This is a genomic window from Micromonospora sp. NPDC049230, assembly GCF_040647875.1.
Classification (GTDB): Bacteria; Actinomycetota; Actinomycetes; order Mycobacteriales; family Micromonosporaceae; genus Micromonospora.
This window is the reverse complement of the sequence record NZ_JBEZCZ010000046.1, coordinates 1-23,670: the sequence shown is the minus strand read 5'-3', so window position 1 is coordinate 23,670 and position 23,670 is coordinate 1. Positions and strand designations below refer to the sequence as shown.

The following is a 23,670-nucleotide window of genomic DNA, read 5'->3' as shown; positions in this document are numbered from 1 at the left end:
CCGCCGGGCGCGCGTGGTGCGCGACCGCCGAAGTCTGCCTGCCAGAGCACGGACCGTCGGTCAGTGCCCAACGATGGCTGCCCCGTCGCGGTCCGCATCCAACGGATCCACGATCGCACCCTGCGCGGTCAACGTGCCCTGAGCCAGCCGGGTCACCCTCGGCGAAACCGGCGGCTCCAGGTCGGCCACCACGCGGAGGCCGGAAAGGACGTCATCGGGCCGTACGGACGGGGTGACCTGCCGCACGACCAGTTCGAGTATCGCACACGGTACGGCCGGCGCCCCGGAAGGCGTCGGCGTTGGCTCTATGACATCGACAGATATCACCGCCGCGCGGGCGTCGAAGGTGCGTCGGCCCTGCTTGGTCATCCGCTCGACAAGCACCTCGTCCGCCGCGAGGAAGGCGTCCACAGCGCCGCGGAGCACGGCGGTCTCCACCTCGGGCAACTCGATGTGCCAGTGCGACGCCTCGATCCGGTCCGGGAGGTTGCCCCCCTCGGCGATCACGGCGTCCAACACGTCCAGCCCCGGCGAGAGCGCGGCGTCCAACGCGGCCCGCAGTTGCTCCGGGTCGACCGCCGCCTGGAGAGCGATCTCCAGATACTCCGCCTCGCTCGCCACCCCGGTGGGCGCGGCACTGGCGTAGGAGATCTTCGGGTGCGGGTGGAAACCCTGGGAGAAGGCGACCGGCACGGCGGCCCGGCGCAGCGCGCGCTCGAACGCCCGGGCGAAATCCCGGTGCGAGGTGAACCGCAGCGGCCCGCGCTTGGCGTACCGGATGCGGACGCGCTGGACGACCGGTGCCTGGCCGCCCTCGGGTTGAGGCTTCTTGGCGATCGTGGGCTCCTCGGGTGGACCTGCGTGTCCAACCATCCTGGCTCAGGGCCCGTGCCGGTCCGCACCCGGGGCTGTCCTCCCGCCCCGGCAAACCGGTTCAAACCGGCCCACACCGCGACGATCACCTGCCGGAACGCCGATGGCCGGCCGGGCGACCCGAAGGTCATCCGGCCAGCCACCACGATCAGGACCGGTTGCCGCTCCCCGGTGGGGGCGGCGGTGGCGCCCCCACCGGCGGGCCGTAACCCGGCGGCGCGTGGCCGGACGGTGGCGGGTAGCCACCGCTGGGCGGGGCGTACCCCGCAGGTGGGGGATAACCGGACGGCGGCGCGTAACCGGCGCCGGGTGGGGGGTAGCCGGCGCCCGGCGGCCCGTATCCGCCGGGAGGCTCCTGGTCGAGCAGGTGATCCGGGACGTTGGCCGCCAGGGCCGCCTCACGACGGTACCGACGTCGGTTCCAGATCAGGAACACCGTCAGCCCCAACAGCAGCACCACCACCACCGCGACACCGATGACGACCACCATGACCTGCTGGTCCGTGGGGCCACCGCGGTCGCCGTGCTCGGTGACGTCAAACTCCTCGGCCGCGTCGGCGGTCCGGCTCGGCGCGGGGGCGGCCGTCGCGGCGGCCGGGCCGAGCAGCGGGTTCGCGGTGACCTGCGGCACGTTCGCGCTCAGTGCGGCCACCGGGTCGATCAGGCCGAAGCCGTACTGCGGGTCGCGGCCGGCGGGGCCGGAGTCCCGGGCGGTGCGGATGATCCGGTTGATCACGTTGGCGGCGTCGAGGTTCGGGTACTTCGATCGGACCAACGCGGCCAGACCGGAGACGATCGCCGTCGAGTCGGAGGTGCCGTCACCCCAGCCGTAGCCCTTGTCCCGGCCGGCGTTGTAGATGTCATCGCCGGGTGCGGCGACCACCGCCTCCGGACCCTGGACCGAGCCGGACCAGAACCTGCCGCCCCGGGTCGTCCCGGTCACGGCGATCACGCCGGGGACGTTGGCGGGAGTATCGACCTTGACGCTGCCCTTGGCGGTGTTGCCGGCGGCCACCACCACGACGACGTCGCGCTCCAGGGCGTACCTGAGGGCGCTCTCCTCCTCGGGGGTGACTGCCGACGGCTTGCCCAGCGATATGTTGATCACCTTGGCGCCACCGTCGACGGCCATCCGGATGCCGAGGCTCACCGCCGCCTCGTCGTAACCCACATCGCCGGACACGTCCAGCTTGATGGGCATGATCTTGGCACCGGGGGCGACGCCCTCCACGCCGTCGGAGGTGGCGTTCGCCGACGCGATGATGCCGGCCATGTGGGTGCCGTGCCCCTGCGCGTCGGTGCGTCCGTCCCCGCTGCCGCCGTCGCTGCGGCCACCGGGAAGCACCTGGCCCTTCAGCTCCGGATGGTTGGCGTCCACGCCGCTGTCGATCACGGCCACGACCACGCCCCGCCCGGTGGACAGCTCGTGCGCCTGCTCGATCCGCAGCTCGTCCACGTACCACTGCTCGGCCCGCCGGGGCGCGGCGACCGCCGGTTGGGCGGCCCCCACCACCAGGAGCCCCGCCAGCAGGCAGGCCGCGGCCGGCCGGAGCGCTGCGACGTTCACCCTCATCCGTCCGTCCTCATCGCAGGATGCCCGGGGACGACCCGTCACCGGGGCCCCACGGATCGTCGTCCTCAGTCAACCACGACGAGTGCTCGGAGCCCGTACCACCGCCATGCCCGGCGCCGCCCGCGCCGCCCATCATGCCGCCGCCCATCATGCCGGCACCGCCGATCCCGGCGCCGCCACGCGCGCCGCCCGCCAGGCCGGGGCCGCCCGCACCGGTGGCGGCGCGCAGCGCGTTCGCCGCGCTCGTCATCGGCGGCACCTTGCCGTTGCCGCCACCCACCATGCCGGGGATGCTGCCCACGCCGATCCCGCCGGCCGCGCCCAGGCCACCACCACCGGCCCCGATCCCGCCGGCGCCCACGCCACCGCCGAAACCACCGCCGGCCCCACCGAGACCGGCGCTGCCGAGGCCGGTGCCGCCGAGGCCACCACCCACGCCGCCGATGCTGCTGGGCGCGGCACCGGCCAGGCCGGTGCGGTAGCCGTCGTCGACACCCGGATAACCCGATCCGGTGGACCCCGGGGTGAACGAGCCGGTGTCACCGCCGGTGGATCCGGCACCGGACGGCGAGAACGGGCCGCCGACCGACGTCGGCCCACCGCTGAAGTCGGCGCCGCCGCCCGGCGGCCGGCTGCCGATGTCCGGGACGCCGCCGATACCGCCGCCACCACCACCGCCACCACCACCGCCGCCGATGTCAGGTCGACCCTTCGGCGGTACGCGATCGTCGGGTCGGTAGTCGTCCGAGACCGGCGAGGGCTCGTTGACCACAAGCTTGGGACGCTCGGTGTAGACGGCCCGGGGCAGCGGGGACATCGCGGTGTTGGCCGCCTGCTGGTTGTCCCGGTACCAGTTGTCCAGGTGGTCCTTGGTGTCCCACCAACCGCCCCGCTTCTGGTCACCCGCCTGGCCGTCGACCTTCATTGTCGCCTCCAGGTCGTCGGCCTTGTCGCGGAACGCGCCATCGGCGTACGAACCGGGGTTGCTCTGGTAGTCCTTGCGCAGCGCGGCGAGGAAACCCGACGCGCTCTCGCCGTCGCGGGCGTCGTCGAGCTCGGTGCCGTTGGGCAGGCTCCACTCGTTGATGCCGAAGTCGTCCCCCAGTGGGACCGGGATCGAGGCGACCGCCCTGCGGATGTCCGTCTCGATCCGCGCCAACGCGCCACTGACGTTCGTCGCATCGGTGATCAGATCCTCGATCTGCTTGCCGATCTCACCCAGATGCTCGCGGTAGGCGTCACCACCGCTGCCCTTCCACCCGGCGAGCATCCCGGGCAGACCACCGACGTGCGGGCGCTCCTGACCCGTGGCGATCGGGCCGACGAACGATCGGCCGACGAGCGCGTCCCGTAGCTGCGTCAGGCCGGAGGAGAGGTTTCCCCACCCCTGCCCGACCGATCCGACAGTCTCCGGGTCCGCGGAGAGCGTCACCTCGCGGACGCACCGCTCCCAGGTTCCTCCAGCCATGACGTCCCCCTCAGGCCGTGTACGGGTAGGTGGGCACGCCGCCGGCAGCGGGCGGCGGAGCCGCCGACTCGAGCAACCGCTCGATCTCCTTGCCGTTGGCGCCGTTGCGCGCCTCGGTGTCACCGAATGCCTTGGCGATGTCCTCGGTGCCCTGCTTCAGCGAGGCAAGCCGCTGGGACAGCGTCTTGAGGTGCAGCTCCATGTTGGCAGTGGACTTGGTCAGCGCCTGCCACTGCATGCGGGCGTCCTCGTAGGCGCCGAAGGGGGTGCCGTTCGGGACGGCCTGGGCGTTGTTGCTGTCGCCCTTCATCCGCTCCTTGACGCGTTCCATCTCGTAGATGATGGTGTCGTCGACGTACTGCTTCAGCCGCTCGACGTACGCCGCCGCGGCGTTCAGGTCCTCGACGCTGACGTGTAGATCGCCGGTGTTCGGCGGCGGGATGGTCCCCATGAGCTTCCTCCCCCGTTACCGACCCGCCGGGTCGGTCCATGTCAGACGCAGCGTATCGACAGTGGCCCGGTCGGGGCAGCCCCGGTCGCCACGGCTTTCGTCGATGGCGGGGCGGGACGGACCGGTGGCGCGCTGCGCAGCCCGACAGGCGCCGACGGGCCCGCGAGAACGCGGGCCCGTCGGGTGGAGTGTGGACGGTGGTGGGTCACCGCGGCGAGCGGTCAGGCCGGGTGGTCGCCGGCCGAGACCTGCACACCGTCGCCGGCCGGGACCCGCATACCGTTACCGCCCAGCGGGGTGAGCGGCAGCAGCTTCTTGCCGGTGGGGCCGATCTGGATCTCGGTGTCCATCGATGGGCAGACGCCGCAGTCGAAGCAGGGCGTCCACCGGCAGTCGTCCTGCTCGAACTCGCTTACCGAGTCCTGCCAGTCCTGCCAGAGCCAGTCCTTGTCCAGGCCGGAGTCGAGGTGGTCCCAGGGCAGGACCTCCAGCTCCTCGCGCTGCCGGGTCGTGTACCAGTCGAGGTCGACCCCGAACGCGGGCAGCGTCTCGGCCGCCGCGTCCACCCAGCGCTGGTAGGAGAAGTGCTCGCTCCACCCGTCGAACCGGCCGCCGTTCTCCCAGACCTTGCGGATCACCGACCCGACCCGGCGGTCGCCCCGGGAGAGCAGCCCTTCGATCAGCGACGGCTCGCCGTCGTGGTAGCGGTAGCCGATGGCCCGGCCCAGCGAGCGGTCCGCGTTGATGGCCTGCTTGAGGATCTTGAGCCGGTGGTCGATGACCTCCGGACGGTCCATCGAGGCCCACTGGAACGGGGTGTGCGGCTTCGGCACGAACCCGCCGATGGAGACGGTGCAGCGGATGTCCTTGGAACCGGTGGCGGCCCGGCCGGCCCTGATCACCTCGTGCGCCATCTCCGCGATCTCGAGGACATCCTCGTCGGTCTCGGTGGGCAGGCCGCACATGAAGTAGAGCTTCACCTGCCGCCATCCGTTGGTGTACGCGGTGACGACAGTGCGAATCAGGTCTTCCTTCGACACCATCTTGTTGATGACCTTGCGGATGCGCTCCGACCCGCCCTCCGGGGCGAAGGTCAGGCCGGTACGCCGACCGTTGCGGGACAGCTCCTGCGCGAGGTCGATGTTGAACGCGTCGACCCGGGTCGACGGCAGCGACAGCGAGACGTTCGTGCCCTCGTACTGCTGGGCGAGGCCCGAGCACATGTCGCCGATCTCGGAGTGGTCGGCCGAGGAGAGCGACAGCAGGCCCACCTCGTTGAAGCCGGAGAACTCCAGGCCGTCGCGGACCATCTGCCCGACAGTGGTGATCGACCGTTCCCGCACCGGACGGGTGATCATGCCGGCCTGGCAGAACCGGCAACCCCGGGTGCAGCCCCGGAAGATCTCCACCGCGTACCGCTCGTGCACCGTCTCGGCCAGCGGCACGAGGGGCTTCTTCGGGTACGGCCAGGCGTCCAGGTCCATCGTCGTGCGCTTGTGCACCCGGAACGGCACGTCCGCCCGGTTCGGCACGACCCGCTGGATCCGCCCGTCCGGAAGGTAGTCGACGTCGTAGAAGCGCGGCACGTAGACGCTCTCGGTGCGCGCCAGCCGCAGCAGCAGCTCGTCGCGGCCCCCCGGGGAGCCCTCGGCCTTCCACTCCCGGACAATCGCGGTGATCTCCAGGACCGCTTCCTCGCCGTCACCGAGCACCGCGGCGTCGATGAAGTCGGCGATCGGCTCCGGGTTGAACGCGGCGTGTCCGCCGGCCACGATCACCGGGTCGGCGTCGGAGCGGTCGGCGGCCAGCATCGGGATGCCGGCCAGGTCGATCGCGGTGAGCATGTTGGTGTAACCCAGCTCGGTGGAGAAGGAGATGCCGAACACGTCGAAGTCGCGGACCGCGCGGTGCGCGTCGACGGTGAACTGCGGCACGCCGTGCGTGCGCATCAGCGTCTCCAGGTCCGGCCAGACCGCGTACGTCCGCTCGGCGAGGGTGTCGGGCAGCTCGTTGAGCACCTCGTAGAGGATCTGCACGCCCTGGTTGGGCAGGCCCACCTCGTACGCGTCGGGATACATCAGCGCCCAGCGCACCGTCGCCGCGGCCCAGTCCTTGGTCACCGCACCCAGCTCGCCCCCGACGTACTGGATGGGCTTGGAAACCTGGGGCAGCAGCGGCTCGAGCTGGGACCAGACGGACGGCTCCAGGTCACGGCTCGGCGTCGGAGGCGCCGAGCTGGAGTCGTCGCGAGAGTTGGTCGCGGCCGCACGCGGCGTCGTGGACGGGGCACTCATGATGCCCAAGGGTACGCGCCCGCCTGGCGGTGGCGACGCGGTACTAACCTCGGACCGGCGTGAGAGGAGATTGCCGCGATGCCCGAGCCCCAGCCGGGAGCACGGCCGGCCGACGGGAACACCCCCGGCTCGGCGCCGGACCGGGATCCGGCGTCCGCCGACGAGCCGGCCTCCCCACCCGTACCGCCGGACCAGCCCGCACCGCCCGACCAGCCGGCACCGCCCGACCAGCCGGCACCGCCCGACCAGCCGGCACCGCCGGACCAGCCGGCACCGCCGGACCAGCCGGAGCCTCCGACGCGCCCCCAGACTCCGGATCAGCCGGCAGCCTCGGGCCGACCGGAGCCGGCCACCGCCGCGGAAACCCCCGCGCCCAGGTGGAGCGGCTCGGCGCCGGTGCCGCCCCCGCTGCCGCGCCGACGGGTGTGGGGTGAGTCGGCCGAGCCGACCCCACCGCCACCTACGCCGGTGGGGCCGCCGGAGCACCAGACGCCTGTCGACCCGTGGGCCGGCGTGGACACCGGCGGCTGGGACCTGCCCTCCGCCGAGCTGCCGCCGTTTCCCCAGCTACCCCCGACGATGCCGCATCCGACGCCACCGGCGACCCGGCAGTGGCCCAGCCAACCCACTCGCTCGGTCGGGTCGCACCCGGTGTCTCCGGCGGCCGCCCCGAGGCCACCACGGGCCACCGAGCCGAGGATGCCGACCCGGCCCATGTCGCCGCTGCCCGCACCGCCACCGCCCGCGCCGCCCACGGTGCCGAAGCAACGCCGGGGCAAGCGGTCCGCCACACCGCCCGTGGCGCCACCGGCGGGGCCTCCGCCGGGCTGGCAGGCCCCCAAGGGGTACGTGCCGGTGCCGGTCCGCCGACGTCGCCGCTGGCCCTGGTTTCTGCTGCTCACCCTGGCCTGCTGCTGCGGCTGCCCCGCCTACTACGGGTTCCCGATCTCAGCCCAGTACCCGGTGCGGGCAGCCCTGCCCGCCCAGGTGGACGATCTGAGTCTGCGCCAGGACAACCGCAGCGCGGAGGCCGCCCGGCAGTTGGAGAACGAGGTACGCAAGGAGCACCTGCTGGCCGAGGACACCTTCGCCGGCGTCTACTCCACCTCGGGGGGCAAGCAGGTGACGGTCTTCGGCGGCACCGGCTTTCGGCTCAGCCCGGAGTCGGACGCGGAGGCCGAGATCAGCCGGCTCACCGACCGTTACACACTGGAGGCCCCGGAGAGCGTGGACACCGGTGTGCGGGGCCGGCACGAGCGCTGTGCGGTCGGCCAGTCCGATGGCGGTGAGGTGGTGGTCTGCACCTCGGTCGACCACGGCAGCATCGCCACCGGAGTGTTCACCCGGCTCTCCGTCGCCGACAGCGCCGCACTGCTGGCCACCCTGCGCGCACAGATCATCCAGCCCAAGGGCTGACCCCGACCCACCCACTGTTGATCAGGAGGGTCAGGCCTGGGTCGGGTCCGGTTGGGCGCGCGGCGGGGCGTAGCGGGGGACGTACTCCTGGCCGGTGAGCTTCTGGATCTCGCTCATCATCTCGTCGGTCATCTGCCGCAAAGAGGTGCGGTCGGTCGGCCGTCCGGCCAGGTGGATCGGCTTGCCGAACCGGATGATGATCTCGGCAGCGCCGGGCCGGGGCACCCGCGCGCCGATCGGCTGCGCCTTGTCCGTGCCGATCATGCCGACCGGGATGATCGGCACACCGGTCGTGGTCGCCAGTCGAACCGTGCCGGTCCGTCCCCGGTAGAGCCTGCCGTCCGGCGAGCGGGTGCCCTCCGGGTAGACCACCACCAGGTCACCGTTCTTGAGCACCGGGATCGCCGCGTCGAACGCGGACAGCGCGGCCCGACCGCCGCCCCGCTCCACCGGGATGGCGCCCAGACCGGTGAGCACGAACTTGGAGATCGCGCCCTTCACACCGGTGCCCTTGAAATACTCCGACTTCGCCCAGAACGCCAGGTGCCGGGGCACGACAGTGCCGAGGAACAGCTCGTCGGCCACCGACAGGTGGTTGCCGGCGAAGATCGCGCCGCCGGTGGCCGGCACGTTTTCCAGCCCCTCCACGGTCGGGCGGAACGCCAACCGCAGCGTGGGCCCCACGGCGAGCTTGCCGATGGTGTAGAGCAGGGGCACTGGTCCTCCGGCAGGTCAGGTGCGAACAGGCGGTGTCACGGTAGCGGACGCCCGCACACCTCCCGGACGGAGGTGTACGGGCGTCCGTAGCCGCAGCTACACCCGGCGGACGGAGACCGTCACCCGCTCGCCCTCGCCGACCTCGCCGGCGAAACCGTCGACGCCCTCGGCGAAGTCAACAGAGTCGGCAAGCACCTCCCGGGACACGAAGTCGAGGTATCCGGCCACCGCCGCGCGCACCTCCTCGGACGCCGACACCGACACCACGATCCGGTCCGAGACGTCCAGGTCGGCGTCCCGGCGGGCCTGCTGCACGACCCGCACCACGTCCCGGGCCAGCCCCTCGGCGGCCAGTTCGGGGGTGACCTCGGTGTCCAGCACCACCACGCCCTCACCGCCGGGCAGTGGCGCGGAGTTCTCCGCGTCGGCGGCGACCAGGCGCAACTCGTACTCGCCCTCGGCGAGGGTGACGCCGGCGGCCACCGGGGCGCCGTCGACCAGCTCCCACTCGCCCGCCTTGACCGCCTTGATCACCTGCTGCACCTGCTTGCCGACCCGCGGGCCGAGCGCCCGGGGCACCACCGTCAACACCTGCTCGCAGTACGCGGACAGCTCCGCGCTGAACTCCACGGCCTTCACGTTGACCTCGTCGGTGACCAGGTCGGCGAACGGACGCAACTGCTCCGCGGCCGGCGAGGCCACGGTCAGCGTGGACAGCGGCAGTCGCACCCGCAGACCCTTGGCCTTGCGCAGCGACAGCGCCGCCGAGGCGACCGCCCGCACGTTGTCCATCGCGGCGACCAGCTCGTGGTCGGCCGGGAAGTCCTCCGCCGAGGGCCAGTCGGTCAGGTGCACCGACCGCTCCCCGGTCAGCCCACGCCAGATCTCCTCGGCGGTCAGCGGCGCGAGCGGCGCCACCACCCGGCAGAGCGTCTCCAGCACCGTCCAGAGGGTGTCGAAGGCGTTGACGTCGCCGGACCAGAACCGGTCCCGGGAGCGACGCACGTACCAGTTGGTCAGCGCGTCCAGGTAGGACCGGACTGTGGCGCAGGCGCCGGAGATGTCGTACGCGTCCATCTGCGCGCCGACAGTCGACACCAGCTCGTTGGTCTTCGCCAGGATGTACCTGTCGAGCAGGTGCGTCGAGTCGGTGCGCCGCCGCGCGGAGTGCCCGTCGGCGTTGGCGTAGAGGGTGAAGAAATACCACACGTTCCACAGCGGCAGCAGCACCTGCCGCACGGCGTCGCGGATGCCCGCCTCGGTGACCGCCATGTCGCCGCCGCGCAACACCGGCGAGGACATCAACATCCACCGCATCGCGTCCGAGCCGTACGCGTCGAAGACGTGGTAGACGTCCGGGTAGTTGCGCAGGCTCTTGGACATCTTGCGCCCGTCCGAGCCGAGCAGGATGCCGTGGCTCAGGCAGTTGCGGAACGCCGGCCTGTCGAACAGCGCGGTGGCCAGCACGTGCATCGTGTAGAACCAGCCGCGGGTCTGCCCGATGTACTCGACGATGAAGTCACCCGGGTAGTGGTGCTCGAACCAGTCCGCGTTCTCGAACGGGTAGTGCACCTGGGCGAACGGCATCGACCCGGACTCGAACCAGCAGTCCAGCACCTCCGGCACCCGGCGCATCATCGACCGCCCGGTCGGGTCGTCCGGGTTGGGGCGGACCAGGTCGTCCACCGCCGGCCGGTGCAGGTCGGTCAGGCGTACGCCGAAGTCGCGCTCGATGTCGGCGAGCGAGCCGTACACGTCCAGGCGTGGGTAGTTCGGGTCGTCGGACTTCCACGCCGGGATCGGCGAACCCCAGAACCGGTTCCGGCTGATCGACCAGTCCCGGGCGTTGGCCAGCCACTTGCCGAACGAGCCGTCCTTGATGTGGCCGGGCGTCCAGTTGATCTCCTGGTTCAGCTCGACCATCCGGTCCCGGAACTGCGTCACCGCGACGAACCACGACGACACCGCCTTGTAGACGAGCGGGGTGTCACAGCGCCAGCAGTGCGGGTACGAGTGGGTGTAGGTGTCCTGCCGGAGCACCACCCCCCGGTCCTTCAACTCCCGGATCACCGGCTTGTTGACGTCGAAGACCTGCTCACCCTGGTACGGCGGGACCAGCGCGGTGAACCGGGTGTGGTCGTCGACGGTGACGATGGTCGGGATGCCGGCGGCGTTGCAGACGTTCTGGTCGTCCTCGCCGAAGGCCGGGGCCAGGTGCACGATCCCGGTGCCGTCCTCGGTGGTGACGAACTCCGCGCCGAGCACCTGGTAGGCGTTGTCCCCGGCCTGCTCGACGAGGAAGTCGAACAGCGGCGTGTAGCGGCGTCCGACCAGGTCCCGGCCGTACACCGTGCCGACCTGCGCGAAGCCGTCCAGTTCCTTGGCGTACGCGGCCAGCCGCGCCGCGCCGACCACGAACCGCTCGCCGTCGCGTTCCAGCACCGCGTACTCGATGTCGGGGCCGACGGCGAGCGCCAGGTTCGACGGCAGGGTCCACGGCGTGGTCGTCCAGACGCCCAGCCTGACCGGCCCGCGCACCAGCTCGGGTGCGGACTCGTCGGCGGTCAGCCCGAACCACACAGACAGGGTCGGGTCGTGCCGGTCCCGGTAGACGTCGTCCATCCGGGTCTCGGTGTTCGACAGCGGCGTCTCGCAGCGCCAGCAGTACGCCAGCACCCGGAAGCCCTCGTAGATCAGACCCTTGTCGTGCAGGGTCTTGAAGGCCCACATGACGCTTTCCATGTAGTCCAGGTCGAGGGTCTTGTAGTCGTTGGTGAAGTCGACCCAGCGGGCCTGCCGGTTGATGTAGCGCTCCCAGTCCTGGGTGAACTCCAGCACCGAGGTGCGGCAGGCCTCGTTGAACCGGGCCACGCCCAGGTCGATGATCTCCGCCTTGCTGGTGATGCCGAGCTGCTTCTCGGCCACCACCTCGGCGGGCAGGCCGTGGCAGTCCCAGCCGAAGCGCCGCTCGACGTGCCGCCCGCGCATGGTCTGGTAGCGCGGCACCACGTCCTTGACGTACCCGGTGAACAGGTGACCGTAGTGCGGCAGACCGTTGGCGAACGGCGGCCCGTCGTAGAAGACGTACTCGTTCTTACCGTCCGTGCCGGCGGGACGGGCCTCGACGCTGGCCTCGAAGGTCTTGTCGGCCGTCCAGTGCTCCAGCACCCGGCGCTCGACCGCGGGCAGGTCCGGGCTCGCCGGGACACCGGCGGCTGTCGGGTCGTGCAACGGATAGGCCATCGGGGGTCGCTCTCCTCATGCAGCTCACGCAACGTGGGTCTGCGAGGACGAAACCTCCGGGGTACGCCTCGACGACGCCCCCGGGTGGCCCGCGGTACCACCCCGCTTGGCGGTCAGGATCGACCGCCCGCTCATTGTCGGCTGTGACGGGCCGCACCCGTCCGGTTCTACTGGGCCGGTCACCCGGCCGTTCTTCCGGAGGCTCACCGGTGATGGCCGGGTCATCGCCTTACGGTGCCCAACGATACTCGACCCGCCCACCGCGCCGCCGCCGAGTGAACGCCTACGCCGGCACCCCGGGCTGACCGGGTGATCCGGATCGAGTTGGACGAGCCCACACTGGCCCGCACCCGGATCGCCATCAGCCCACTCTGGGAGGTGCTGACCAGCCTGTTCGTGGTGCAGCGCCATCCCGAAGAGGCACCCTGGCCGGACACCGCCTGGGCGTGGCACGCACGGCGGGTGCTCGCCGAGGTGCCGGCGACCGCGCCGGCCAAGCTGCTGACCGTCGGCCTGCCCGCACCGGACTTCCTCAGCCCGATCCCGACGTCGGCCGCGCCCATCCTGGCCGAACAGCCCGCACGTGCCGCATCGCGGGCGACCCCGGCGTCGGAAGGTTCGGGCAGTCCGCGGCGTCAACCTGACGGTTGACAACGGGGAGCCGTTCGGCCTGCTCGAACCCCCGACACCGCCCCGTCGATCATGAGGTTGACGGGCGGGTGGATCACCGCTCCGCCCGTCAACCTCATGATCAGCGCGGGCGGGTCAGGGGGCGGGGAGGGTGGTGGTCCAGAGGGAGGCGCCGTCTCGGTCGCGGAGGTGGACCGTGAGGGCACCGGACGCACCGTCGATCTGGACCTCGCCGAAGTGCTGGAAGCCCTCCGCCGGTGAGGTGTTCGCCCGCGGCGGGGCGTGCACGAAGGCGGCCTGCGGGCCGAAGGTGCCGTCCAGCGCGTTCGGGCCGAATGCCCCGGCGTGCGCGGGGCCGGAGACGAACTCCCAGAACGGGGTGAAGTCGCCGACCGCCGCCCGGGACGGGTCGTAGTGGTGCGCGGCGGAGTAGTGCACGTCGGCGGTGAGGAAGACCATGCCGGTCACCCCGGCCCGATGGGTGGCCCGCAGCACCTCGGCGAACTCCAGCTCACGCCCGGCCGGCGCGCCCGGGTCGCCCTGCGCGACACCCTCCTGCGCCGTGGGACCGTCCGGCACCACCACCCCGATCGGCAGGTCGTTGGCGATCACCTTCCAGGTCGCCGTGGACCGCTTCAGCTCGCGGATCAGCCACTCCCGCTGCTCGCGGCCGAGTAGACCGCGCTTCGGGTCGGCGTACGTGTTGCCGTCGTTCGGGTCCTTGTGGGTCCGCATGTCCAGCACGAACACGTCCAGCAGCGGCCCGTACGACAGCCGTCGGTACAGCGTCCCGTTGTCCGGCACGGGCAGCCACTCGTGGAACGCCTGCCGGGCCCGGACGGCGAGCACGTCCACCCGTCGCTCGGTGTAGCGCGGGTCGTCCAGGATCTCCCCCGGGTACCAGTTGTTGAGCACCTCGTGGTCGTCCCACTGGTTGATCTGCGGCACCGCCGCGGCGAACTCCCGCAGGTGCCTGTCGAGCAGGTTGTACGCGAACTGTCCCCGGTACTCGGTCAGCGTCTCGGCGACCTTGCTCTTTTCGGGCGTGACCAGGTTGCGCCAGAGCCGCCCGTCGGGCAGCGGCACCGACTCGACAAGCGGACCGTCGGCGTACACGGTGTCGCCGCTGCACAGGAAGAAGTCCGGCCGGGTCTCCCGCATCGCCCGGAAGATCGACATGCCGCCGAAGGTGGGGTCGATCCCCCAGCCCTGCCCGACGATGTCCCCGGTCCAGACGAAGCTCACGTCACGCCGCCGGTGCCGGCCGGGCGCGGTGGTCAGCGTCCCGGTCAGCGGCTCACTGACCAGCCCGTGCCGCTCCAGGCTCTCCACCCGGACCCGGTAGTGCAGCCGCTCGGCGTCCGGCAGGCCCCGCAGCCGGACCTTGCCGGTGTAGTCCGAGTTCGGCCCGAGCGCGGGGCCGCGCAGTTGCCGCGCACCGCGGAAGTCGGGCCGCCGGCTCACCTCGACAAGCATCCGGCCCGGCCGGTCGGCCCGCGTCCAGACCAGCGCCGAGTCCGCGCTCACGTCACCGCTCTGCACACCGTGGGTGAGCACCGGACGTCCCGCCGGCCGCCACGCCGGGGCGGCGTTCGCGCCGGCGCCGCCCAGCAACGCGCCGCCGGCGACTCCGGCCCCGGCCACCAGGCCGGCCCGCAGCAGGGTACGTCGATCAAGCTCGGTCATGCTTCCTCCCGGTCATGGGTTGACCCAGTCGGTCTACCGGGCGGAGATGACCGCGATCGGCGGCCCGGATGGCCGGGGTCGGAACGCCTGTTGTCCGGAGGGCGTGACCGGAGTCACCGCTGCGGTTGTCACGACACGCCTCGGCCCCACCGTCGTGACGGTGTCGGATCGAACAGGGAGTTGGTCATGCAACGAATGAAGCTCTTCGAGGTCGCGCCGCAGGGATACCAGGCCGTGTCGGGCCTGGAGAAGTACGTCCAGGCGAACGTCGACCACACAGTGCTGGAACTGGTCAAGCTGCGGGCGTCGATCCTGAACGGCTGCGCGTTCTGCGTGGACATGCACAGCCGCGACGCCCTCGCCGCCGGCGAGTCGAGCCGGCGGCTGTTCGCGGTGTCCGCCTGGCGGGAGGCGCTGTCGTTCTTCGACGAGCGGGAGCAGGCCGCGCTGGCGCTCACCGACGCGGTGACCCGGCTCGGCGAGCACGGAGTCTCGGACGAGGTGTGGGACGCCGCCGCGAAGGTCTGGTCGGAGAAGGAGCTGGCCGATCTGGTCCTCGCGATTGCCACAATCAACGTGTGGAATCGGATCGCCGTGACGACGCACACGGAGCCCCCGGCACAGGTGTGACGACCGAGGCGGCAGAGGCGGCCGGTGCGCTTCAGGCGCACCGGCCGATGCTGCTCGGGCTCGCGTACCGCCTGCTCGGCAGCCGGCACGACGCGGAGGACGTGCTCCAGGAGGCGTACCTGCGCTGGCTGCGCGTGGACCGGTCGGCGGTGGAGGAACCGCGCCGCTACCTGTCCCGGGTGGTCACCCGCCTGGCCCTGGACCGGTTGCGGACCCGGCAGTCGGCCCGCGAGACGTACGTCGGCACCTGGCTGCCCGAGCCGGTGCCGACCGCGCCCTCGCCGTTCGGACCGTTGGACCGCGCGGAGCTGCGCGACTCGCTCTCCACCGCGTTGTTGCACGTCCTGGAGCGGCTCACCCCGCCGGAGCGGGCGGTGTACGTCCTGCACACCGCCTTCGACCTGCCGTACGCCGAGATCGCCGAGATCCTGGACCGGTCCGTCGACGACTGTCGACAACTGCACCACCGGGCGAGCACCCGGGTCCATCAGGAGCAGCGTCGCTTCACCGCCAGCCGGGCCGAACGGGAACGGTTGCTTGACGCGTTCCTCGCCGCCGCCCGTGACGGTGACCTGGCGACGCTCACCGGCCTGGTCGCGGCGGACGCCACGGCCTGGAACGACGGCGGTGGCCGGGTCCGGGCCGCCCGCAACCCGGTCAGTGGCGCGGACCGGATCGCCCGGTTCTTCGCCGGGATCTACGGCCCCCGCCGCCGCCCGATGACTGTGCGTCCGGTCGAACTGAACGGGGAACCCGCCGTGTTTGTCACCCGCGCGGACGGCAGTCGGTACACGTTGACCATCGCCGCGGCCGACGGCCGGATCACCGGAATCTACGTGGTCGGAAACCCGACGAAACTGCCGCCGGTCGACTGAGCCCCGACGCCGCCGGCCGGCCCCGGACGGGTCGCGGAGCGCGCCGTGGGCCGGCCGCGGCCGGGTCGGGTCAGCCGAGTTCGGGGAACCAGAGCGCGATCTCGCGCTTGGCGCTGTCTGTCGAGTCGGAGGCGTGCACCAGGTTTTCCCGGTTGGACAGCGACAGATCGCCCCGGATGGTGCCGGCGGCGGCCTTTCGCCCGTCGGTGGCGCCGACCAGCCCTCGCACCACGTCGATGACCTGGTCTCCGGAGAGCACAAGCGCGACCAGCGGACCGCTTGTCATGAAGTCCTTCAGCGGCGGGTAGAACGCCTTGTCGACGTGCTCGGCGTAGTGCTGGTCGGCGAGCGCGGCGTCCATCGTCCGGTGCACCATCGCGTCGATCCGCAGCCCCTTGCGCTCGAAGCGGGAGAGAACCTCGCCGACCAGGCCACGGCGGACCGCGTCGGGCTTGATCAGAACGAGGCTGCGCTCATCCGGGCTGTTGCTGGACACGCTGGGTTCCTCCTGTGCACGCTGAACGCTGGGGATCGGTACGGTCAGCGTAGCGACCCGGTCCCGGCGCCGGCGCGGCGGCCGGTCTTTCCCCCGGTGGCCGATCCGGCCTAGCCTGACCCTGACCCCGGGAGGTCCACTGTGGCGAATGGCGGGAACCGGCCCATCGCGCCGGTACGCAAGCTGATCGGCACGGTGCTGGGCACCGTTGCCACCTTCGTCGTCCTCTTCGGGCTGGGCATGACCAGTTGGGCCATCGTGGCTCTCGGGGTCGCCCTGCTGGTGCTGGCGATCGCGCTGGCGACCGTACGCGGTGGCGGACGCACCTGGGTGGTCGGCGTCGGGCACGTGCACAGCGCCTCCGAACCTCCCACCCAGTACGCGTTCGGCCGCTGCGAACTGCAACTGGTGCTCGACGCGCCTGGTCTGCCACCCCGGTCCAAGAAGATCATCGAGCCAAGGGTGCCGGTCTCCAAGTGGCCGTCGCTGGGCCAGGCCCTGCCGATCCGTGTCGCGTTGGACGACCAGCGGCACGTCAAGGTCCTCTGGGACGAGGTGCCGACCCACGCCGAGACCGCCGCCGCCGTCGCCGACCTTCCGCCGGAGTTCGCCGACGTCGACGCCGTGGACGAGGTGCTGATCCAGCAGGATGCCCCGCCGTGGGCCGACCGTGGGCCGGACGACGACTTCCGGGACGACTTCGGCGATCCGCTCGGTGACCGGTTCCACGACCCACTCGGCCCCGACTCCGCACGTCCCGATCCCCTGCGCCCCGACCCGCTGCGCGACGACTCGGGCGACCGTCGCGAGGACCGCGAGCACGTGGTGATGCACCAGAGCCCGGGCGGTCCCGTGGTGTTGGAGGGCGTCCTCGTCGACCAGCAGGCCGGTGGCGGGCTGCCCCGGCGGGCCACCCCGGCGCCGCGCCCGCCCGCCGAGGAGCACTTCGACGAGCCCGCCGCCGACCGGTTCGACCCACCGGAGGCCGACCGGAGCAACGTGCCGACCGCCGACCGGTTCGACCCGCCGGCCGCTGACCGGAGCGACCCGCCGCGGACCGACGGGAGCGACGAGCCGGCCGCCGACCGGAGCGACCTGCCGACCGCCGACCGGATCGCCGACCCGCCGCCCGCGCAGCGGTCCGGTCCGGGCGCTACCGACCCGCTGGACCCGCTCGATCTTCCGCTGGACGATCCCTCCCCGGGCGGGGCGGCGCGCGCGACAGTCACCGACGCGGAACTGGACGAGGCGATCTTCGGGTTCGCCGGGGACGCGGCCGCCGATCCCGCCGCGCCGATCAGCGGTGTGGGTCTCACCCTGTTGGTGACCGACCTGTCCCGGTCGCTCGACTTCTACCGTGACGTGCTCGGCTTCAGCGAGGTCGACCAGGGCGCCGGCAACGCCGTGCTCGCCTCCGGCACGACCCGGCTGGTGCTGCGCGAGGTGACCGGGGCGGCACCCATCAGCCGCCGGCTGGTGCACGTCAACCTCGAGGTCAACGACATCGAAGCGGCGTACGAACGGCTCCGCGGGTCGGGCGTCCGATTCACGTACGCGCCCCGGGTGGTCAACCGGGGCTCGAAGCTGGAGGTGTGGGCGGCGGCCTTCCGCGACCCGGACGGCCACGGCATCGCGCTCACCCAGTGGCGCGAACGCGCCGAGGCCTGACCCGGCCCGGGGCCCGGTCCGGCGTCAGCCGAGGATGACCCGACGGACGTGCATCGCGTACGCCCACACCAGGGCGAAGATGATGCCCAGGGCGAGCAGTGACCAGTGCAGCAGGCCGCCCAGCATCAGCAGACCCTGGAGCACCGTGCCGGCGTGCCACGCCCAGGGGCGGCGCATCATGCCGGCGACCACGACAGCGGCCACCGCCAGCGCCACCACGGCACCGATGGCGGCACCACTCAGGTCACCGCCGACCACCCGGATCGGCTGGATCGCCAGCAGCAGCACCAGCGCCTCCAGGCTGAGCGTGCCCGCGCCCAGGCCGCGGACCGCCCGCTCCGGGTTGCGCAACCCGGAGCGTCGCGGCTGCCCGGCCGTGGGCTCCTCCCCCGCAGGCTGCTCGACCGGCGGGCCGGTCGGGGTGTGCGGCTCCCGCTCTGGGTCGGTCATCGCTTCAGCAGCCGACGCGCGTCGGCGACCGTCACCACCGACCCCGTGACCAGCACCCCAACCCCACTCAGCTCGCCGGGAACGTCCTCCTCGGCCAACGCGACCGCCAGCTCGATCGCGTCCGGCATCTCCTCGGCCGACTCCACCCGCTCCTCGCCGAAGATCTCGGCGGCCAGCGCGGCAAGCTCCTCCGTCGGCATCGCCCGTGGCGAGCTGTTCCGGGTGACCACCACCTGGTCGACCACCGGCTCCAGCAGCTCCAGCAGACCTTCGGCGTCCTTGTCGGCGAGGACGCCGATCACGGCCACCAGCTTGCTGAACGCGAACTCCTCCTGGAGCGCGGTGACTGTGGCCTTCATGCCGTGCGGGTTGTGCGCCCCGTCCAGCAGGATGGTCGGGGCGTTCCGGACCCGCTCCAGCCGACCCGGGGAGCTGGTCGAGGCGAAGCCCTCCCGGACCGCCTCGATGTCCAGTTGACGTCGCGCCCCGGCACCCAGGAACGCCTCCACGGCGGCGAGCGCCACCGCCGCGTTCTGCGCCTGGTGGGCACCGTGCAGCGGAATGAACACGTCGTCGTAGACGCCACCCAGACCTTGGAGGCGCAGCACCTGGCCGCCGACCGCGACCGCCCGACCGAGTACGCCGAACTCGGCGCCCTCCCGGGCGATGGTGGCCCCCACTTCGGCACAGCGGTCGAGGAGCGGACCGGCCGCCTCCTCCTCCTGGGCGGCGGCGATCACCGTGGCGCCCGGATGGATGATGCCGGCCTTGGCCAGCGCGATGTCCTGAAGCGTGTCACCCAGCCACTCGGTGTGGTCCAGCCCGATCGGGGTGATCACACAGACTCCGGCCTGGATGACGTTCGTGGCGTCCTCGGCACCGCCGAGGCCCACCTCGACCACCGCGATGTCGACAGGCGCGTCGGCGAACGTGGCGAACGCCAACGCCGTCGTCATGTCGAAGTACGTCAGCGGCTCGTCCGACCGCGCGTCGACAAGCTCGGCCAGCGGTTTGATCTCCCGGTAGACCGCCGCGAACCGCTCCTCGCTGACCGGCTCCCCGTCCAGGCTGATCCGCTCCCGGACGGTCTCCAGGTGCGGGCTGGTGTAGCGGCCGGTGTGCAGCCCGAACGCCCGCAGCAGCGAGTCGATCATCCGCGCGGTGGAGGTCTTGCCGTTGGTGCCGGTCAGGTGGATCGCGGGATACGCCCGCTGTGGGCTGCCGAGCAGATCGAGTAGCGACTCGATCCGGTCCAGCTCGAAGACCATGCGGGTGAAGCCACGGGCGTTCAGCTCGGCCTCGACGGCGGCGAATTCGGTACGGTCGGTCACGAGGACAGTGTCTCCAGAGCAGCGTCGATCCGGACCAGGTCGGCCTCGGCGGTGGCGAGCCGGTCGCGGATCTTCGCGACCACCGGCTCGGGGGCCTTGCCGATGAAGGCAGGGTTGTCGAGCTTCGCGCGGGCCTGCGCGACCTCCTTCTCGGCGGCGGCGCGGTCCTTCGTCAGCCGGGCCCGCTCGGCGGCCACGTCGATCGACCCCCGGGTGTCCAACGCGACACCTACCGCGCCGGGCATGGCCAGCGTGGCGCTGGCCTGGAAGTCGTCGCCGGCCGGATCGAGCCGGACCAGGGAGCGGATCAGCGGCTCGTGGGCGTCGATGCCCGCCCCGGCGAGCCCGTCCAACCGGGCGGCCACCCGCTGGGTGGGTCGCAGCCCCTGATCGGAGCGGAACCGCCGGATCTCGGTGACCACGCGCTGCACACCTGCCAACTCGGCCTCGGCGGCGTCGTCGACACGCGACCGGTCGGCCACCGGCCAGGCGGCGGTCTGCACCGTCTCGCCGCCGGTCAGCGCGAGCCACAGCTCCTCGGTGACGAACGGGATGACCGGGTGCAGCAGCCGCAGCAGCTGGTCCAGCACGTGCCCGAGCACCCGACGGCTGGCCTCGGCCCGTGCGCCGCCCTCGGCGAGCACCGGCTTGCTCAGCTCCACGTACCAGTCGCAGACGTCGTCCCAGGCGAAGTGGTAGAGCAGGTCACACACCTTGGCGAACTCGTACGCCTCGAACTGCTCGTCGACCTCGGCGGTGACGTGCGCCAGCCGGGACAGGATCCACCTGTCGACTGTGGAGAGCTGCTCGGCGGGCGGCAGGTCACCCGTGGTGTGCGCACCGTTCATCAGGGCGAAGCGGGTGGCGTTCCAGAGCTTGTTGCAGAAGTTGCGCGAGCCCTGGCACCACTCCTCGCTGACCGGCACGTCCTGCCCGGGGTTGGCGCCGCGAGCCAGGGTGAACCGGGTGGCGTCGGCACCGAACCTGTCGATCCAGTCCAGCGGGTCGACCACGTTGCCGAACGACTTGGACATCTTCTTGCCGTGCTCGTCCCGGACCATGCCGTGCAGGGCCACCACGTCGAACGGCTGCTTGCCGTCCATCGCGTACAGGCCGAACATCATCATCCGGGCGACCCAGAAGAACAGGATGTCGTAGCCGGTGACCAGGACACTCGTCGGGTAGAACTTGGCCAGATCCAGGGTCTGCTCCGGCCAGCCGAGCGTGGAGAACGGCCACAGAGCGCTGGAGAACCAGGTGTCCAACACATCCTCGTCCTGCCGCCAGCCGTCGCCGGTCGGCGGCTGCTCGTCCGGGCCGACGCAGACGATCTCGCCCTGCGGGCCGTACCAGACCGGGATCCGGTGCCCCCACCACAGTTGGCGGGAGATGCACCAGTCGTGCATGTTGTCGACCCAGGCGAAGTAGCGCTTGGCCAGCTCGGCCGGCTCGATGCGGACCCGGCCGTCGCGCACCGCGTCGCCGGCGGCCTGGGCCAGCGGGGCGGTGTTGACGAACCACTGCAACGACAGCCGCGGTTCGACTGTCGTCTTGCACCGCGAGCAGTGCCCGACGGCGTGCACGTACGGCCGCTTCTCCGCGACGATCCGGCCCTGCTCGCGCAGCGCCGCCACGATCGCGGGCCGCGCCTCGAACCGGTCCAGCCCCTCGAACGGGCCGGGCACGGTGATCACCCCGCGCTCGTCCATCACGGTGAGCGCGGGGAGGTCGTGCCGCTGGCCGATCTCGAAGTCGTTGGGGTCGTGCGCCGGGGTCACCTTGACCATGCCGGTGCCGAACGACGGGTCGACGTGCGCGTCGGCGACGATCGGGATGCGGCGGCCGGTCAGCGGCAGCTCGACCTCGGTGCCGATCAGGTGCTGGTACCGCTCGTCGTCCGGGTGCACCGCCACGGCGGTGTCGCCCAGCATCGTCTCGGCCCGGGTGGTGGCCACCACGACCTCGTCGCTGTAGCGGATCGAGATCAGCTCACCGTCGTCGTCGGTGTGCTCGACCTCGATGTCGGAGAGCGCGGTCAGACAGCGGGGGCACCAGTTGATGATCCGGTTGGCCCGGTAGATGAGGCCCTCGTCGAAGAGCTTCTTGAAGATCGTCTGGACGGCACGGGTCAGCCCCTCGTCCATGGTGAAGCGCTCACGGTCCCAGTCGACGGAGTCGCCGAGGCGCCGCATCTGCCCCAGGATCGCCCCACCGGACTCGGCCTTCCACTGCCAGACCCGCTCGACGAACTTCTCCCGGCCCAGGTCGTGGCGGGACAGGCCCTCGGCGGCGAGCTGACGCTCCACCAGGTTCTGGGTGGCGATGCCGGCGTGGTCCATGCCGGGCAGCCACAGCGCCTCGAACCCCTGCATCCGCTTACGCCGGGTCAACGCGTCCATCAGGGTGTGCTCGAACGCGTGGCCCATGTGCAGCGAGCCGGTCACGTTCGGCGGCGGGATGACGATGGTGAAGGGGGGCTTGTCGCTGTCGGCCGAGGCCCGGAAGTGGCCGGCGGCTACCCACTGCTCGTACCGTCGCTGCTCTACCTCGCCGGGCTGGTACTGGCCGGCAAGGGTCGGGGCGTCGGGGCGTCGGGCATCCAGTCTCTCGGTCACCTGACAAGTCTACGGAGGGCTTCCGCGGACCTGACGTGCGCCACCTGTGGTTCGCGTACGGTGTCGGCTATGTCCGACGCACATCTCACCGAGCGGTCGCTCGACGGCGGTCGCGAGCCGGTCGAGCTGACCGAAGAGCCGATCCAACTCAGCACCCGGGACTCCGGGGGCGACCCCGACGAGCGCGCCGGCGGCTGGTCGCGACGGCGCAAGATCGGTTGGACGGTCGCGCTGGTGGTCGGCCTCGCGGGTGCCGGTGTGCTGGGCGCCGCCGGCTGGCGGGTGGCGCAGCAGAAGGACACCGAGCTGACCTCACCCCCGCAGGTGGCCGGTCTGACCCGGGACGACAGCGAACGGGCGAAGAGCACTGCTGACTACCTGCGCAGCGGCCTGGCGGCCGACATCGAGCTGGACCGCAGCTTCGGCACCGTCTACCGCGACCCGGCCGACGACAAGCGCTCGGTGCTCATCTTCGGTGGCACCACGCTGCTCTGGCAGCCGGAACGCGATCTGGAGAGCCTGTTCCGCCTCATGTCCGACGAGACCGGTTCGGTGAACGGGCTACGCGAGGTGCCCGCGGGCGACCTGGGCGGCGTGATGAGGTGCGGCAGCACCAGCGGCGAGGGCGGCGACTTCGCGGTGTGCGGGTGGGCCGACCACGGCAGCGTGGTGATGGCGATGTTCCCCGGACGGTCGGTCACCGACGCCGGCAGCCTGCTCCGCGACCTCCGCAAGGACATGCAGACCCGTAACTGACCCCACACGTCTCGCCCGCCCCCAGGTCGAGCCCATTCCAAGGTCGAACCCGGTCCAGCCCTCGGCCCATCGCCTCGGGTCCGCCGACACCGAACCTTTCCGCGCTCGCGGATGCCCCGCCCACCTGCGATCGACTCGGGTTTGCTGAAATCGGGGTGTCTCGCGCTCGTGGATACCACGATTTCAAGAAAGTCGAGTCGATCAACCCGTGCGCGGTCGGGGTGGTGCCGTAAACGGGAAACCCGCCGTAATCGGGGGTGGCGCCGTGGTCAGGGACCCCTTGCGAGGTCAGGGGGCGCACCCGGGGTAGAGCGGCTCGGGATCCCGGGAGGGCTCCGGCCGGGGCGCGTCAGGATGCGGATATGCAAATAGGGCCACCCCGTATCGGGGTGGCCCTATTTGAAAGATTGTCCGGCGGCGTCCTACTCTCCCACACCCTCACGAGTGCAGTACCATCGGCGCTGGAGGGCTTAGCTTCCGGGTTCGGAATGTAACCGG

18 protein-coding genes and 1 rRNA gene are annotated in these 23,670 nt (G+C 71.6%); 6 read left to right on the top strand and 13 right to left on the bottom strand.

Annotated features, from left to right (window positions below):
* Positions 1-60: 60 nt before the first annotated feature.
* The 5 genes from AB0A95_RS29070 to AB0A95_RS29050 all read right to left on the bottom strand — a co-directional run bounded on the left by AB0A95_RS29070 (position 61) and on the right by AB0A95_RS29050 (position 6,659).
* The gene (locus tag AB0A95_RS29070; RefSeq protein ID WP_357558924.1) at positions 61-873 is read right to left on the bottom strand and encodes a TIGR03936 family radical SAM-associated protein; all 813 of its coding nucleotides are present in this window, start codon (positions 871-873) and stop codon (positions 61-63) included.
* A 148-nt stretch (positions 874-1,021) separates the two neighbouring features.
* Positions 1,022-2,446: a type VII secretion-associated serine protease mycosin gene (gene mycP / locus AB0A95_RS29065; RefSeq protein WP_357558923.1), complete on the bottom strand. Its 1,425-nt coding sequence runs from the start codon at positions 2,444-2,446 to the stop codon at positions 1,022-1,024.
* Positions 2,447-2,456: 10 nt separating this feature from the next.
* Complete coding sequence (locus AB0A95_RS29060; protein ID WP_357558922.1) at positions 2,457-3,914, bottom strand: hypothetical protein; 1,458 nt, start codon at positions 3,912-3,914, stop codon at positions 2,457-2,459.
* 10 nt (positions 3,915-3,924) lie between these two features.
* On the bottom strand, positions 3,925-4,365 hold the full coding sequence (locus tag AB0A95_RS29055) for a hypothetical protein (protein ID WP_357558921.1): 441 nt from the start codon (positions 4,363-4,365) through the stop codon (positions 3,925-3,927).
* A 221-nt stretch (positions 4,366-4,586) separates the two neighbouring features.
* On the bottom strand, positions 4,587-6,659 hold the full coding sequence (locus AB0A95_RS29050; RefSeq protein WP_357558920.1) for a TIGR03960 family B12-binding radical SAM protein: 2,073 nt from the start codon (positions 6,657-6,659) through the stop codon (positions 4,587-4,589).
* Positions 6,660-6,737: 78 nt separating this feature from the next.
* Between AB0A95_RS29050 and AB0A95_RS29045 the strand changes: the two genes are divergently transcribed.
* Positions 6,738-8,075, top strand: coding sequence for a hypothetical protein (locus tag AB0A95_RS29045; protein ID WP_357558919.1), 1,338 nt, complete (start codon positions 6,738-6,740; stop codon positions 8,073-8,075).
* Positions 8,076-8,105: 30 nt separating this feature from the next.
* Here the strand turns inward: AB0A95_RS29045 and AB0A95_RS29040 are convergent, their stop codons facing one another.
* Both AB0A95_RS29040 and ileS read right to left on the bottom strand, forming a co-directional pair.
* Positions 8,106-8,792, bottom strand: coding sequence for a lysophospholipid acyltransferase family protein (locus tag AB0A95_RS29040; RefSeq protein ID WP_357558918.1), 687 nt, complete (start codon positions 8,790-8,792; stop codon positions 8,106-8,108).
* Positions 8,793-8,888: 96 nt separating this feature from the next.
* On the bottom strand, positions 8,889-12,035 hold the full coding sequence (ileS, locus tag AB0A95_RS29035; protein WP_357558917.1) for an isoleucine--tRNA ligase: 3,147 nt from the start codon (positions 12,033-12,035) through the stop codon (positions 8,889-8,891).
* A gap of 309 nt (positions 12,036-12,344) precedes the next feature.
* Here ileS and AB0A95_RS29030 point away from each other — a divergent pair, with 309 nt between their 5' ends.
* Entirely contained in the window at positions 12,345-12,686 is a 342-nt protein-coding gene (locus AB0A95_RS29030; protein WP_357558916.1) for a hypothetical protein, read from the top strand.
* A gap of 114 nt (positions 12,687-12,800) precedes the next feature.
* Here AB0A95_RS29030 and AB0A95_RS29025 read toward each other — a convergent pair whose 3' ends face one another.
* The gene (locus tag AB0A95_RS29025; protein ID WP_357558915.1) at positions 12,801-14,351 is read right to left on the bottom strand and encodes an alkaline phosphatase D family protein; all 1,551 of its coding nucleotides are present in this window, start codon (positions 14,349-14,351) and stop codon (positions 12,801-12,803) included.
* A gap of 186 nt (positions 14,352-14,537) precedes the next feature.
* Between AB0A95_RS29025 and AB0A95_RS29020 the strand changes: the two genes are divergently transcribed.
* Both AB0A95_RS29020 and sigJ read left to right on the top strand, forming a co-directional pair.
* Positions 14,538-14,981, top strand: coding sequence for a carboxymuconolactone decarboxylase family protein (locus tag AB0A95_RS29020; protein ID WP_357558914.1), 444 nt, complete (start codon positions 14,538-14,540; stop codon positions 14,979-14,981).
* Positions 14,978-15,856 carry an RNA polymerase sigma factor SigJ gene (sigJ, locus tag AB0A95_RS29015; protein WP_357558913.1) on the top strand — a complete coding sequence of 293 codons (879 nt, stop codon included), beginning with the start codon at positions 14,978-14,980 and terminating at the stop codon, positions 15,854-15,856. The genes AB0A95_RS29020 and sigJ overlap by 4 nt, the downstream gene beginning before the upstream one ends.
* 70 nt (positions 15,857-15,926) lie before the next feature.
* Here the strand turns inward: sigJ and ndk are convergent, their stop codons facing one another.
* Entirely contained in the window at positions 15,927-16,352 is a 426-nt protein-coding gene (gene ndk, locus AB0A95_RS29010) for a nucleoside-diphosphate kinase (protein WP_357558912.1), read from the bottom strand.
* Between the two features lie 141 nt (positions 16,353-16,493).
* Here ndk and AB0A95_RS29005 point away from each other — a divergent pair, with 141 nt between their 5' ends.
* Positions 16,494-18,020: a VOC family protein gene (locus AB0A95_RS29005; protein ID WP_357558911.1), complete on the top strand. Its 1,527-nt coding sequence runs from the start codon at positions 16,494-16,496 to the stop codon at positions 18,018-18,020.
* Between the two features lie 24 nt (positions 18,021-18,044).
* On the opposite strand, the gene AB0A95_RS29000 is transcribed toward AB0A95_RS29005, so the two are convergent.
* Genes AB0A95_RS29000 through AB0A95_RS28990 form a run of 3 tightly spaced genes read right to left on the bottom strand, consistent with a single transcriptional unit; the run spans position 18,045 to position 22,416 of the window.
* Positions 18,045-18,470, bottom strand: coding sequence for a DUF4233 domain-containing protein (locus AB0A95_RS29000; protein WP_357558910.1), 426 nt, complete (start codon positions 18,468-18,470; stop codon positions 18,045-18,047).
* Positions 18,467-19,801, bottom strand: coding sequence for a folylpolyglutamate synthase/dihydrofolate synthase family protein (locus AB0A95_RS28995; protein ID WP_357558909.1), 1,335 nt, complete (start codon positions 19,799-19,801; stop codon positions 18,467-18,469). The genes AB0A95_RS29000 and AB0A95_RS28995 overlap by 4 nt, the downstream gene beginning before the upstream one ends.
* Positions 19,798-22,416, bottom strand: a complete 2,619-nt coding sequence (locus tag AB0A95_RS28990; protein ID WP_357558908.1) for a valine--tRNA ligase — start codon at positions 22,414-22,416, stop codon at positions 19,798-19,800. The genes AB0A95_RS28995 and AB0A95_RS28990 overlap by 4 nt, the downstream gene beginning before the upstream one ends.
* Before the next feature lie 69 nt (positions 22,417-22,485).
* On the opposite strand from AB0A95_RS28990, the gene AB0A95_RS28985 reads away from it, so the two are divergent.
* On the top strand, positions 22,486-23,172 hold the full coding sequence (locus tag AB0A95_RS28985) for a hypothetical protein (protein WP_357558907.1): 687 nt from the start codon (positions 22,486-22,488) through the stop codon (positions 23,170-23,172).
* Positions 23,173-23,581: 409 nt separating this feature from the next.
* On the opposite strand, the gene rrf is transcribed toward AB0A95_RS28985, so the two are convergent.
* A 5S ribosomal RNA gene (rrf, locus tag AB0A95_RS28980) occupies positions 23,582-23,670 on the bottom strand; the annotation flags it as partial.

Excerpts from the sequence above, each read along its gene's own strand:
- AB0A95_RS29060 (WP_357558922.1), bottom strand. The coding sequence starts at position 3,914 with ATGGCTGGAGGAACCTGGGAGCGGTGCGTCCGCGAGGTGACGCTCTCC.
- AB0A95_RS29000 (WP_357558910.1), bottom strand. The coding sequence starts at position 18,470 with ATGACCGACCCAGAGCGGGAGCCGCACACCCCGACCGGCCCGCCGGTC.
- AB0A95_RS29070 (WP_357558924.1), bottom strand. The coding sequence starts at position 873 with ATGGTTGGACACGCAGGTCCACCCGAGGAGCCCACGATCGCCAAGAAG.
- AB0A95_RS28985 (WP_357558907.1), top strand. The coding sequence starts at position 22,486 with ATGTCCGACGCACATCTCACCGAGCGGTCGCTCGACGGCGGTCGCGAG.
- mycP (WP_357558923.1), bottom strand. The coding sequence starts at position 2,446 with ATGAGGGTGAACGTCGCAGCGCTCCGGCCGGCCGCGGCCTGCCTGCTG.
- AB0A95_RS29045 (WP_357558919.1), top strand. The coding sequence starts at position 6,738 with ATGCCCGAGCCCCAGCCGGGAGCACGGCCGGCCGACGGGAACACCCCC.
- AB0A95_RS29025 (WP_357558915.1), bottom strand. The coding sequence starts at position 14,351 with ATGACCGAGCTTGATCGACGTACCCTGCTGCGGGCCGGCCTGGTGGCC.
- AB0A95_RS29020 (WP_357558914.1), top strand. The coding sequence starts at position 14,538 with ATGCAACGAATGAAGCTCTTCGAGGTCGCGCCGCAGGGATACCAGGCC.
- AB0A95_RS29055 (WP_357558921.1), bottom strand. The coding sequence starts at position 4,365 with ATGGGGACCATCCCGCCGCCGAACACCGGCGATCTACACGTCAGCGTC.
- ileS (WP_357558917.1), bottom strand. The coding sequence starts at position 12,035 with ATGGCCTATCCGTTGCACGACCCGACAGCCGCCGGTGTCCCGGCGAGC.
- AB0A95_RS29050 (WP_357558920.1), bottom strand. The coding sequence starts at position 6,659 with ATGAGTGCCCCGTCCACGACGCCGCGTGCGGCCGCGACCAACTCTCGC.